The following is a 12,897-nucleotide window of genomic DNA, read 5'->3' on the forward strand; positions in this document are numbered from 1 at the left end:
CCGTTTGCGCCGATGGTACTGCTTACTGTGGAAGAGTAGGTCGCCGCCTTTTTTGAAAGACCCAATCATAACGATTGGGTCTTTTTTTGTTTATACAATGTTAACTTAGTTTAATACTAAGGTCAAAAAAAAGCTCATCCATCGATGAGCTTTTATATTATTGGCTTGACTATTAAATTTAACTTTTGATTAAACCTCTAGAAATTACAATCTTTTGTATTTCAGAAGTACCTTCATAAATCTGAGTAATTTTTGCATCACGCATTAATCGCTCAACATGATATTCTTTTACAAAACCATTACCACCATGTATTTGCACTGCTTCAACTGTTTGCTCCATAGCTACTTTACTCGCATAGAGTTTTGCCATAGCACTTGCCATATCATAATTCTCACCTTGATCTTTTAGCCAGGCAGCTTTCATTACTAACATTCGAGCAGCTTCAATCTCTGTGTACATGTCAGCTAATTTAAAGGCAATAGCTTGATGATTACAAATTTCGGTACCAAACGCTTTACGCTCTTTAGAATATTTTAATGCCAATTCGTAAGCTCCAGAAGCAATTCCTAACGCTTGTGCTGCAATACCAATTCGTCCTCCAGAAAGCGTTTTCATGGCAAACTTAAAGCCAAAACCATCTTCTCCAATTCTATTTTCTTTAAGAACTTTTACATCATTAAATTGTAATGTATGGGTATCACTACCTCTAATCCCTAACTTATCTTCTTTAGGTCCTATATCAAAACCTGCCATTCCTTTTTCAACAATAAATGCATTGATACCGCGGTGTCCTTTTTCGCGGTCAGTTTGGGCAATTACCAAGTAAACATCAGAACGTCCACCATTTGTAATCCAGTTCTTAGTACCGTTAAGTACATAATGGTCTCCCATGTCTATTGCTGTTGTTGCTTGAGATGTTGCATCACTTCCAGCTTCTGGTTCACTTAAACAAAACGCTCCAATTTGCTCGCCAGTAGCTAGTTTAGTTAGGTATTTTTGCTTTTGTTCTTCTGTGCCATAAGCTTCAAGACCGTAGCATACCAATGAGTTATTTACAGACACCATAACAGAAGCCGAAGCATCAATCTTAGAAAGTTCTTCCATGATTAACACGTAAGAAATTGTATCCATGCCACTTCCACCATATTTTGGGTCAACCATAATACCCATAAATCCTAGTTCACCCATTTTACGAACTAGTTCTTGCGGAAACGATTGCTTCTCATCACGTTCTATAACACCAGGAAGTAATTCGGTTTGTGCAAAATCGCGAGCGGCGTCGCGTATCATTAAATGTTCTTCTGTTAAGCTAAAGTCCATACGTAAAGAATTATTGTTGATTTCTTAAAAATTTCATGCAAAGATAACTGTTTGTTGTGGTATTTTCAATGTATAATCTTAATTTTACATATATGTTAACGAAAAGCTATAATGTTGTTACTGTAATGTCTGGAACGTCTTTAGACGGAATCGATTTATTACACGCAAAATTTAGTTTTAATGCCAAATGGAAATTTCAAATTTTTAATTTTGAAACTGTTGGTTATTCTGAAAATTGGATTAAAAAGCTTAAGCAATTAACAAAGTTTTCTAAAGCTGAATTGAAGCAAATTGATGACGATTATTCGTTGTACCTAGCCGAAAGAATATCAGAATTCATTCGTAAACATCATATTAAAAATTTAGATTTTGTAGCCTCGCATGGGCATACGGCACTTCATAAGCCGGCTGAGGGTTTTACCTATCAAATAGGAAATCAACAAATTGTTGCCGATAAAATTCAGCACATACTTATTTGCGATTTTAGAGTGCAAGATGTTGAGTATGGCGGTCAAGGCGCGCCATTAGTACCAATTGGCGATAAGCTATTATTTTCGGAGTACGATTATTGCGTCAATCTAGGAGGTTTTGCAAACATTTCATTTGAAGATAGTAAGGAGCGAATAGCGTTCGATATTTGTCCAGTTAATATTGTGCTCAATCACTATGTCTCTAAACTCGGTTTTAACTATGATAATAAAGGCGAAATAGCTAAAAGCGGAAACGTAAATGATTTGCTTTTAGCTCGTCTGAATAGTCTAGATTTTTACCGATTACACCCACCAAAATCTTTGGGATTAGAATGGGTTGAAAACGCTATATTTCCATTAATAGATTCGTATAATCTTCAAATCAAAGATATCCTTAGAACATTTGTAGAGCATAGTGCTTTTCAAATTTCAAAATTTTTAAACCAAGAAGAAACATCTGCGCTAATAACGGGTGGCGGTGCCTATAACTTGTTTTTAATTAATAGGATTAAAGAATTGTCAAATTGCGAAATCGTAATTCCTTCCGACCAAATTATCGAATATAAAGAGGCTTTAATCTTCGGGCTTTTGGGTGTTTTAAAGAAAGAAAACCAAATAAATTGTTTAAGCAGTGTAACTGGAGCAATAAAAGACCATTCTTCTGGGAAGATTTTTCGTCCTAGAAATTAATATATAATTTACAAAAGGCCCAATAGAGTTTTTTATATTTGTTAATCACTAAAACCAACTAATGTCTTTAATAAAAGATTTACTCAATACATACGAAAATAAAGCACCAGAAATTGTTTTTCACTGGAATGACCCAGAAACCGAAGCCGAAGGTTGGACGGTAATAAACTCCCTTCGTGGTGGTGCTGCAGGTGGTGGTACTAGAATGCGAGAAGGACTAGATATGAACGAAGTGTTGTCATTGGCAAAAACAATGGAGGTAAAGTTTACAGTGTCTGGACCATCTATAGGTGGTGCTAAATCAGGGATAAATTTTAATCCAAAAGACCCACGTAAAAAGGGTGTTTTAGAGCGCTGGTATGCTGCGGTTTCTCCGTTGTTAAAAAGTTATTATGGAACAGGAGGCGATTTAAATGTCGATGAAATTCACGAAGTCATTCCTATAACAGAAGAAAGCGGTGTATGGCATCCGCAAGAAGGTGTTTTCGAGGGTCATTTTAAGCCAACAGCCGCTGATAAGATTAATAGAATAGGCCAGTTACGTCATGGCGTAATTAAGGTTATAGAGAATCCTAAATATTCGCCAGATGTCACCAAGAAATATACGGTAGCAGATATGATTACTGGCTTTGGTGTAGCCGAAGCAGCACGTCATTTTTACGAAATTCATAACGAGCCTATCGTTGGTAAACGGGCTATTGTGCAAGGGTTTGGAAATGTTGGTGCGGCGGCAGCATTTTATCTAGCGCAGATGGGTGCTAAAATTGTCGGAATTATAGACCGTGTTGGTGGTTTAATAAACGAAGAAGGCTTTACTTTCGAGGACGTTAGGAATATGTATTTATCTAAAAACGGAAATACATTAGGAAACAATAATTTAATTCCTTTTGACGAAATGAATGAAAAGGTCTGGTCGCTCCAGGCCGAAGTTTTTGCACCCTGTGCAGCATCACGATTAATTACTAAAAACCAAATAGACCAATTAATAAGTACTGGCTTAGAGGTAATTTCTTGTGGAGCAAATGTTCCGTTTGCGGACAAGGAAATATTTTTTGGGCCAATTATGGAGCATACAGATAATAAAGTGAGTTTAATACCAGATTTTATATCTAATTGCGGAATGGCCAGAGTTTTTGCGTATTTTATGGAGCGTAAGGTTCAAATGACAGACGATGCTATATTTGAAGATACGTCCGAGACGATAAAAAAAGCCCTTCAAAATTTAAACGAAATTAATCCATCTAAAACAAAAATTAGTGCATCCGCTTTCGAGATAGCGCTTAAACAATTAATATAATATTTATGGAAACCATTATAATCTTAGTATTTGTATTTGGCTACTTGGCTATTACGCTAGAGCATACGCTTAAAATCGATAAATTAATACCAGCCTTAGTAATGATGGCCATAAGTTGGGCATTGATATCCTTAGGTATAGATGCTTTTCCGCAATGGTTCGATTCTGCAAAGCATACCCTAATGGAAAATTTTGGCCTTCTCGGTCATGAAGAAAAAATGCACCTAATGGAGGAAACTTTATTGCACCATTTAGGTAAAACAGCAGAAATACTCGTATTCTTACTAGGAGCGATGACTATTGTAGAAATTATCGATTACTTTGATGGATTTTCAACCATTAAAGCAGCTGTAAACTTTAGAAGTCGTAAAAAGATGCTTTGGTTGTTTTCTATTTTAGCATTTATACTTTCTGCTATAATAGACAACTTAACTGCTACGATTGTATTAATTTCAATACTTCAAAAAATTGTTAAGGATAGAGATATTCGTATTTGGTACGCTGGTTTAATAATCATTGCAGCTAACGCAGGTGGTGCTTGGTCTCCTATTGGTGATGTTACTACAACAATGCTTTGGATTGGTAATAAAGTATCTACCGGTCAATTATTCTTATATCTATTTATACCTTCTGTTTTATGTATGGTCGTTCCAACATTTATTGCGTCTTTCTTAAAACCTTTTAAAGGAGAGTTAGAATTACAGGAGGATGATGACAAGCCAAGACACAGATTTAGTTCTACAATGTTATTTTTAGGTTTGGGAGCTATAGTCTTTGTACCGTTTTTTAAAGTAATAACACACTTGCCACCATATGTTGGTATGATGTTATCTCTAGGTGTAGTCGCTATTTTTGCTGAAATTTATACAAGTTCTAGATTTACGATGACACAGGTAGATCAAGGCGAAGCATTTACACCAGAGCATCACAGTCCTGTTCATCGCTCGTTATCCAGAATCGAGATGCCAAGTATCTTATTTTTCTTAGGGATATTAATGGCAGTTGCCGCCTTAGAATCCTTAGGAATTCTATTTGGATTTGCTAATACATTACAAGAAACCATGCCAATGATGGGAACCGAATTACATGGCGAAGGCGTTTCGGATTTAGTAGTTCTTCTGCTTGGTGTAGGCTCTGCAGTGATTGATAATGTACCTTTGGTAGCTGCAAGTTTAGGAATGTTTTCTCAGCCGCTAGATAACGAATTATGGCATTTTATAGCCTATTCTGCAGGAACTGGCGGAAGTATGCTCATCATAGGTTCCGCAGCAGGTGTGGTTGCTATGGGAATGGAAAAAATAGACTTCTTTTGGTATCTAAAAAAGATTTCTTGGTTAGCCTTATTAGGCTTTATAGCTGGTGCCGCAGCCTTTATGGTAACAAGAACTTTATTCTAAACACACGTTTATCCCAATTTCAACGTTATATCAAAGTAAAAAACTAAATCATCATTTATGTTAAATACAACTTTTCAAGAAGTAGAGCCTTTGGTAGAGGGCGAATCCGTAGAGAAAACACTATCAATAATAGAATTAATAACAACTGGTGGAACAGCAGGAATAATAATTATTACAATTCTATTTATCCTATTTATTGCAGCAGTGTACATATATTTTGAACGCATTTTTGCTATTAAAGAAGCATCTAAGGTAGATTCTAACTTTATGAATCAAATTAGAGATTATGTAAGCGATGGTAAAATAGATTCTGCTCAAAACTTATGTATGCAAGCAAATTCGCCGGTGTCTCGTTTAATAAGTAAGGGTATTTCAAGAATAGGAAAACCTCTTGACGATATTAATACAGCTATCGAAAACGCAGGTCGTTTAGAGATTTATGGTTTAGAAAAAAATGTCAGTGTGCTGGCAACAATTTCTGGTGCTGCCCCTATGATTGGATTCTTAGGAACAGTAATAGGGATGATACTATCCATTTTCGAAATTGCCAATTCAGGTGGTTCAATCGATATAAAAACGCTTGCAGATGGACTGTACACTGCAATGACAACAACCGTTGGTGGACTTATTGTGGGTATTATCGCGTACATCGCTTATAACCACTTGGTAGTTAAGACTAATAAAGTCGTGTACCAAATGGAGGCCAACTCTTTGGAGTTTTTAGATTTATTAAACGAACCAAGCTAGTATGAATTTAAGAGGAAGAAATAAGGTAACACCAGAATTCAATATGTCGTCAATGACGGATATTGTATTTCTTTTGCTCATATTTTTTATGATAGCTTCAACTTTAGTTTCTGCAGAAGCAATTGATTTGTTGTTGCCTAAATCTAGCAGTAAAACAACACAAACTAAGAATGTGTCGGTAAGTGTTAATAAAGACCTTCAGTATTTTGTAGACTTAAAACAAGTGCCAAAAGACCAATTAGAAAGTGCTGTTTTAGAAAAAGTAGGAGAATCAGATTCGCCCACTATTACAATCCGTTCAGACCAAGATGTAGATTTAAAACATGTTGTTTTTATTATGGATATTGCTAATAGAAATAAAATTAAATCCACATTAGCGGTTAAATCTAATTAAGACGTCGCTTATAAAAGCCAACTATGAAGTACCTCGAAACCAAGCATGAGCGTAATTCAGCCAAAATAACAGGGTTAACAGTGCTCATTGTAGCACTGCTCTTCTTTGTAGTTGGTCCACCTTATAAAGAGATTCCAGAAGAGTATGGTGTAGCCATTAATTTTGGAGAACCTAGTCAGGTTAATGAAGCAAATACACCCGACAAGCCTTCAAATTCTGAGGCGGTAACTGAAGAAGTTGAAGAAGAAGTTTCTCCAGAACAAGAGGTAGAAGATGAGTTGATAGAAGATATTGCAGAGGATATTGCAAAAGAAGATGTTGAGGATAATTCTGAAGCTGAAGCACAAAAAGAATTAGAAGAACAAAAAGCGGCTGAAGAAGCTGCAAAACAAGAAGCTGCTAAAGAAGAAGCAGAGAAACAAAAAGCTGTGGAGGAGCTTTTGGCGCAGCAGGAAGAAGAAGCCTTACGTATTAAAGAAGCCAAAGAAAAAGCGGAAGCAGAACAGCGTGAAAAAGAACGAATAGAGGCAAAACGAATTGCAGATTCTAAAGCAGAGGCAGAACGTATAGCAAAAGCTAAAGCTGATAAAGAGGCAAAGGAAAAAGCAGAACGAGAAGCACAAGTAGAGCGAGAACGACTAGCGAAGGCCAAAGCTGCAAGAGAAGGCAAAGAACGTGCAGATAAAGCCGCAGCAGCCAAAGCTGCAAAAGCAGAAGCTGATAGAAAAGCGGCTGCTGCAGCAGCCGCTGAAAAGAATAAAAGTGGCGGCAGTATTTCAGAAGGTTTTAAGCTCAGCCAAGAAGGCCCAATTTTCCCTGGTTGCGAAGGCAAAAACAACACAGACAGGAAGCAATGCATGAACCAAAAAGTTAGTGCCTTTTTCAGTCAAACCTTCGATAGCGATTTAGCCGCAACTTTAGGCCTTTCTGAAGACCAGTCTATACGAATTTATTTTAAAATCAGTAAAACTGGTCAGATTATTGATGTAAGAGCTAAAGCAGCGCATCCTAAACTCGAACAAGAAACAAAAAGAGTAATAAGCTTGTTGCCTAAGATTAGACCAGCAATGCAGCAAGGTCAGCCTACGACAGCGCCTTATTCGACATCTATTCGTTTTAAGGCTAAAGAATAATAGCTAACTTCTGCATTCGTTGTTCGTGTAAAATTTGGTTATATGAAGTATTTAGAGACAAAGCACGAGAAAAATTCTGCAAAAATTACCGCATTAATAATCTTAATATTGATGTTGCTTATTTTTGTAGTTGGCCCTCAGTATATGGACCCACCAGAAGAATATGGTGTGGCTGTAAATTTTGGGACTAACGATTTTGGTAGTGGTAATACGCCTTTGAGCAAACCAAAACAAGCAGATATTCCGAGTAAACCACAAGAAGAAAACACGAAACAAGAGACAACAGTGCCTCAAAAATCCGAACCAAAAACTGAAGACGTTTTAACGCAAGAAACAGAAGAAGCGCTGGCAATTAAAAAGAAGAGAGAAGCTGAAGCGAAGGCTAAAGCTGATGCAGAAAGAGCCGAACGACTTAAGCGCGAGGCCGAAGAGCGTAAGAAACGCGAAGAGGCAGAAAAGCGGAAAAAACTTGATAATTTAATCGGTGGCGTAAAAAATTCTAAGGGTAACGATACCGATGGAGAAGGACCAGATAACTCGCCGGGTAATAAAGGACAATTAGACGGAAATCCTTATGCGCCAAGTTATTTTGGTGGACCAGGCCCAGGAAAGGGAGGCGTTGGATATGGATTAAGCGGACGAGGTCGACCAAGTAAAAAGATATTTAAACAAGATTGTAACGAGTATGGCTTGGTCATTGTACGTATCGAAGTAGATAGAAGCGGTAGAGTAACGTCGGCAACGCCAGGTGCTAAAGGTTCTACAAACACACATCCGTGCTTACTAGAGCCTGCAAAAAAAATAGCATTATCTCATAAGTGGCCTGCGGACGCAAATGCACCAGCCAAGCAGATAGGTTTTGTAAGTATCAATTTTGATGTCAGTCAATAGATGAATTATAAAGAAACTGTCGATTGGTTATTCCTTCAGTTGCCAATGTACCAAAGACAAGGGAAAACGGCTTATAAAAAGGATTTATCAAATACAATTGTACTTTCAAATTACCTAAATAATCCAGAAAAGAAGTTTAAGTCAATCCATGTTGGCGGAACTAACGGAAAAGGATCTTGCAGCCACATGTTAGCATCAATCTTTCAAGAAGCAGGCTATAAAGTAGGCCTGTACACATCGCCTCATTTAAAAGATTACCGAGAACGAATTAAAATAAACGGAAAAGAAATTTCTGAGGAGTTCGTTGTTCAATTTGTAGAAAAACATAAATCGTTTTTAGAAGCCAATACCTTATCATTTTTTGAAATGACTGTTGGTCTTGCTTTCGACTATTTTTCAAAATCAAAAGTAGATATAGCCATTATTGAAGTTGGTTTAGGCGGTAGGTTAGATTCAACTAACATAATTACACCAGAGCTATCTGTGATTACCAATATTGGTTTTGATCATGTTCAGTTTCTTGGAGATACACGGCCTAAGATTGCCGGAGAGAAAGCAGGAATTATTAAACCTAATACACCTGTTGTTATTGGCGAAACGCATGCTGAGACTAGACCTGTTTTTACAGAAAAAGCGAAAGCGTGTAATTCTCCAATTTATTTTGCGGATACAAGTATTTCAGAAGTATATCCTAGTGATTTAAAAGGGGCATACCAGATTCATAATATTAAGACGGTCATGAAATCTATTGACGTTTTAAGAACCATTGGATATTCTATTTCTGAAAATCAAATAAAAGTTGGGTTGTTATCGGTGGTTAAAAACACGAGTTTAATGGGGAGATGGCAAGTATTAGGAGATAACCCAAAGATTATTTGTGACACAGCGCACAATACAGAAGGACTATCTTATGTTATGAAGCAATTACAAGCAGAAACTTATAAAAGATTACGTATAGTTTTTGGTGTAGTTAATGATAAGAATTTAGATGAGATTATGCCCTTATTACCTAAGGAGGCATCCTATTATTTAGCTAGACCAGATATTCCAAGAGGTTTAGATGCTGATGAGTTATCCAAAGTTTTCGACACTTGGAAATTGAAGAATAAAGTATATTCTTCTGTGGATGACGCTTACAAAGCCGCAAAATTAAACACTAATGCAGATGATGTTTTATACGTTGGTGGCAGTACTTTTGTTGTTGCGGAAATATTATAATTTTTTTCTTTAAATTCTTTTGAGATTTTAAAAACTAGTCTATATTTGCAATCCAATTATCGGGCGCGTAGCTCAGTTGGTTCAGAGCACTTGGTTTACACCCAAGGGGTCAGGGGTTCGAATCCCTTCGCGCCCACTAAAGTTCACAGTGATGTGAACTTTTTTGGTTTATTAGATAAGGGTCATTAACTCAGTTGGTTCAGAGTGTTACCTTGACAGGGTAGAAGTCACTGGTTCGAATCCAGTATGACCCACATTGAGTAGAACATCCAACGTAAGTTTGGATGTTCTAGTTTAAAATAATTCCAAAATCCGTTCTAAGGCCATACCTCTAGAGCCTTTAATCAAGATTGTTGCGTTTCTCAGTGAATTTGCTTCGAATCCAGATTTAAAGTCTTCAAAAGATTCGTATTTATAAGTACGCTCTTCTGTTTTTGTTTTAAAGAAATTTTCGCCGATGAGATACACGTTAGCGTTAAAATTGGTCTCAGCGTAACTCGCAATAGTTTGATGTTCTTCTTTTGCAGAAGCACCAAGTTCAAACATGTCCCCTAAAAACACGTATTTTTTATCTGCCTTTAGTTGTTTAAAATTTTGCAATGCCGCTAGCATACTTGTTGGATTAGCATTATAGGCGTCTAAAATGAATTTGTTAGTGCCAATACGTCTAATTTCAGAACGGTTATTATTAGGCTTATACGATTCTATAGATGCTTTTATATAGTTAGGCTCGATATTGAAAAATGCTCCGATAGCAATGGCTACAGCGATATTGCTAAAATTGTATTTACCTATTAGATGGCTTTTTATAAGAACATCATTATAAGATAATTGAACAAAAGGATTTGCAGACTGAAATGAAACTTGACAGTCGTTAGTCTTTTTACTGCCAAAGGTTGAAATTTTGGCGTAATTGTGTATTTGCTGAATCTGTTTTTCGTCATCACTATTTAAGAATACAGTTTTTTTATTAGCTATTAAATAATCGTAAAGCTCAGATTTACCTTTAATAACGCCTTCTACACCACCAAACCCTTCAAGATGGGCTTTACCAAAGTTGGTAATTAATCCATAGTCTGGTTCTGATATCGAGGATAAAAAAGCAATTTCTTTTTGATGATTAGCGCCCATTTCTACGATGCCAAAATCTAAATTATTATCAAAACTTAAAAGTGTCAAAGGAACGCCTATATGATTATTTAGATTGCCTTTCGTTGCTTTTACCTTGTATTTGGATGAAAGAACAGCATAAATTAGTTCTTTTGTGGTTGTTTTTCCATTACTTCCAGTCAATCCAATTATTGGGAAACTGAAAGTGTTTCTATGATAATTAGCTAGTTTTTGAAGGGTTTTAAGGCTGTTTTTAACAAGAATAAATTTATCTGAAGAATTGGCAATACCTTCATCGTCGACTACGCAATAACTAGCACCTTTATCCAAAGCTGATTTTGCAAAGGCGTTGCCATCAAAATTTTCACCTTTTAATGCGAAGTATATATCTCCACTCTTTAACTGTCTCGTGTCCGTACAAACAGACTTAGCACTTTTATATAGTTTGTATAATTCTTCTATAATCATAATGTAAAAATAAAAAGTCCTAACAAAATTTGCTAGGACTTTTAGTATTGTAGTTAACTAATAGTATTAGTTACGTTTTTTCTTATTTGTTTTAGATTTTGAACCTACACGAGACACGGCACATCTAAATCCGATATAATCCGTAGCCATATCTTGCGGGAAGAATCGTCTTTGCGCTGGATCTAACCAGTAAGATCTGTCTTTCCAAGAGCCACCTTTAATAACTCTTACCTCGTCGTTAATTAAAGAGGTTCTTCTGCTAGATTTATCGTACTCTTTTATCAACTTCCCTGTAGCAGAATCTCTTTCGATGTTATGCTTAGGCGAATTGTACATTTTTCTTGTATCAAATTTGCTTTCTTCTCTTTCATCGTCATCAAAACTATCTCTATAGTATCTAGAAGATTTTTGATCACCGTCTCTAAAGTTTCTGTTATCACTTCTGTCGAAGTTTGTTCTTAAGTACGTTTCTTTTTCGTCAACAGGAACTTTTATAATTTCTCCTGGTAAATTTCTCGCTACAATTTTTCCATTACTTAAGGTATCGTAAACTGTTTCTTCTACAATTTTTACTGTACCATCGTCATTAATGGCATTCTTGTAATATGTATTACCTCTATAGTAATTAAAATCGTTAAACTCGTCATCTACAATTGGGCGGTATACATCGGCTACCCATTCGGCAACGTTACCAGCCATATCGTAAAGACCAAAATCGTTTGGCTCGTAGAATTTAACTTCTTGAGTTATATCTGCACCATCATCAGACCATCCAGCAATTCCACCGTAGTCACCGTCACTTTGCTTAAAGTTAGCTAATTGGTCGCCTCGCTTAGCACGTTTACCAGAACGCGTATATTGTCCATCCCATGGATATTTTTTACGTCCTCTATAAATGTTGTAACTTCTAAGTTCGCTCATTCCTAAGGCAGCGTATTCCCATTCAACTTCGGTTGGAAGTCTAAATTTAACAGGAATAAGTCCTGATTCTCTTTTAGCATAAACATTAATAGTGTCACCTTTTAAGTTAACCTGAACACGTCTTCTAGATTTTATAGGATTAATGATAGAGTCATTACCACCATAAGTTTTGGTTGGCGCATTAATGTAAGTATCTGTATTAAAAGTACTTCCTGCTTCTGCTGAATATTGTGAGTCTCTCTCTAAATAACCTGACTCTTGTAAAGACATTTCCGCAACTCTGTCTGTTCTCCAGCTTGCGTATTCGACAGCCTGAATCCAGCTAACACCTACAACAGGATAATTAGCGTAAGCAGGATGACGAAGATAATTTTCTGTCATCATTTCGTTGTAACCTAAACGGTTTCTCCATACCAAGGTGTCTGGTAAAGCACCATTATAGATATTAGAATAAGCTGGGTCACTTGGAGGATAAACACTCTTTAAGTAGTCAAGGTACATTAAGTAATTGACATTTGTTACTTCCGCTTCGTCCATATAAAAAGACTGAACGTGTTGTTGCGAAGGAGAGTTGTTCCAATCGTGCATTGGATCATCTTGTACTTTACCCATGGTAAATGTACCACCTTCTACAAATACTGTTCCTGGCGGAGTTTCTTGTTCTTTAAAGCTGGTGTTGTATTGAAAACCACCATTCTTGTCATTAATGGCCCAACCAGTAGCACTATCGACATTGCTGTTGTTGGATGAGCGCTTACAACTAAAAGCAGTAACTATTAGGGCTGTAGCTGCTAATAATTTAAAATTTATGACATTTCTCATAACTATAGATTAAGTAAG

Annotated in this window: 11 protein-coding genes and 2 tRNA genes; 10 read left to right on the forward strand and 3 right to left on the reverse strand. The window is 36.5% G+C overall.

Annotation, left to right across the window (positions count from 1 at the left end; all coding sequences use genetic code 11):
• Nucleotides 1–178: 178 nt before the first annotated feature.
• The gene (locus DFQ05_RS00005) at nucleotides 179–1,321 is read right to left on the reverse strand and encodes an acyl-CoA dehydrogenase (RefSeq protein ID WP_132702310.1); all 1,143 of its coding nucleotides are present in this window, start codon (nucleotides 1,319–1,321) and stop codon (nucleotides 179–181) included.
• Between the two features lie 92 nt (nucleotides 1,322–1,413).
• Here DFQ05_RS00005 and DFQ05_RS00010 point away from each other — a divergent pair, with 92 nt between their 5' ends.
• The 10 genes from DFQ05_RS00010 to DFQ05_RS00055 all read left to right on the forward strand — a co-directional run bounded on the left by DFQ05_RS00010 (nucleotide 1,414) and on the right by DFQ05_RS00055 (nucleotide 9,812).
• On the forward strand, nucleotides 1,414–2,481 hold the full coding sequence (locus DFQ05_RS00010; protein WP_132702312.1) for an anhydro-N-acetylmuramic acid kinase: 1,068 nt from the start codon (nucleotides 1,414–1,416) through the stop codon (nucleotides 2,479–2,481).
• A gap of 70 nt (nucleotides 2,482–2,551) precedes the next feature.
• Nucleotides 2,552–3,778 (forward strand): Glu/Leu/Phe/Val dehydrogenase dimerization domain-containing protein, encoded by a 1,227-nt coding sequence (locus tag DFQ05_RS00015; RefSeq protein ID WP_132704098.1) that lies wholly within the window; start codon nucleotides 2,552–2,554, stop codon nucleotides 3,776–3,778.
• Between the two features lie 5 nt (nucleotides 3,779–3,783).
• Complete coding sequence (gene nhaD / locus DFQ05_RS00020) at nucleotides 3,784–5,175, forward strand: sodium:proton antiporter NhaD (RefSeq protein WP_132702314.1); 1,392 nt, start codon at nucleotides 3,784–3,786, stop codon at nucleotides 5,173–5,175.
• Nucleotides 5,176–5,232: 57 nt separating this feature from the next.
• On the forward strand, nucleotides 5,233–5,922 hold the full coding sequence (locus DFQ05_RS00025; protein WP_132702316.1) for a MotA/TolQ/ExbB proton channel family protein: 690 nt from the start codon (nucleotides 5,233–5,235) through the stop codon (nucleotides 5,920–5,922).
• A 1-nt stretch (nucleotide 5,923) separates the two neighbouring features.
• A complete protein-coding gene (locus tag DFQ05_RS00030) occupies nucleotides 5,924–6,316 on the forward strand; it encodes an ExbD/TolR family protein (RefSeq protein WP_132702318.1) in 393 nt (130 codons plus the stop codon).
• 23 nt (nucleotides 6,317–6,339) lie between these two features.
• A complete protein-coding gene (gene tolA / locus DFQ05_RS00035; RefSeq protein WP_132702320.1) occupies nucleotides 6,340–7,449 on the forward strand; it encodes a cell envelope integrity protein TolA in 1,110 nt (369 codons plus the stop codon).
• 42 nt (nucleotides 7,450–7,491) lie between these two features.
• A complete protein-coding gene (locus DFQ05_RS00040; protein ID WP_132702322.1) occupies nucleotides 7,492–8,340 on the forward strand; it encodes an energy transducer TonB in 849 nt (282 codons plus the stop codon).
• Nucleotides 8,341–9,558, forward strand: a complete 1,218-nt coding sequence (locus tag DFQ05_RS00045) for a bifunctional folylpolyglutamate synthase/dihydrofolate synthase (RefSeq protein ID WP_132702324.1) — start codon at nucleotides 8,341–8,343, stop codon at nucleotides 9,556–9,558.
• Nucleotides 9,559–9,619: 61 nt separating this feature from the next.
• Nucleotides 9,620–9,694, forward strand: a tRNA-Val gene (locus DFQ05_RS00050).
• A 43-nt stretch (nucleotides 9,695–9,737) separates the two neighbouring features.
• Nucleotides 9,738–9,812, forward strand: a tRNA-Val gene (locus DFQ05_RS00055).
• A gap of 40 nt (nucleotides 9,813–9,852) precedes the next feature.
• Here the strand turns inward: DFQ05_RS00055 and DFQ05_RS00060 are convergent.
• Nucleotides 9,853–11,136 carry a UDP-N-acetylmuramoyl-tripeptide--D-alanyl-D-alanine ligase gene (locus tag DFQ05_RS00060; protein WP_132702326.1) on the reverse strand — a complete coding sequence of 428 codons (1,284 nt, stop codon included), beginning with the start codon at nucleotides 11,134–11,136 and terminating at the stop codon, nucleotides 9,853–9,855.
• A 66-nt stretch (nucleotides 11,137–11,202) separates the two neighbouring features.
• The gene (gldJ, locus tag DFQ05_RS00065) at nucleotides 11,203–12,885 is read right to left on the reverse strand and encodes a gliding motility lipoprotein GldJ (protein ID WP_479686039.1); all 1,683 of its coding nucleotides are present in this window, start codon (nucleotides 12,883–12,885) and stop codon (nucleotides 11,203–11,205) included.
• Between the last annotated feature and the right edge of the window lie 12 nt (nucleotides 12,886–12,897).

Source organism: Winogradskyella wandonensis (assembly GCF_004346845.1).
Lineage (GTDB): Bacteria > Bacteroidota > Bacteroidia > Flavobacteriales > Flavobacteriaceae > Winogradskyella > Winogradskyella wandonensis.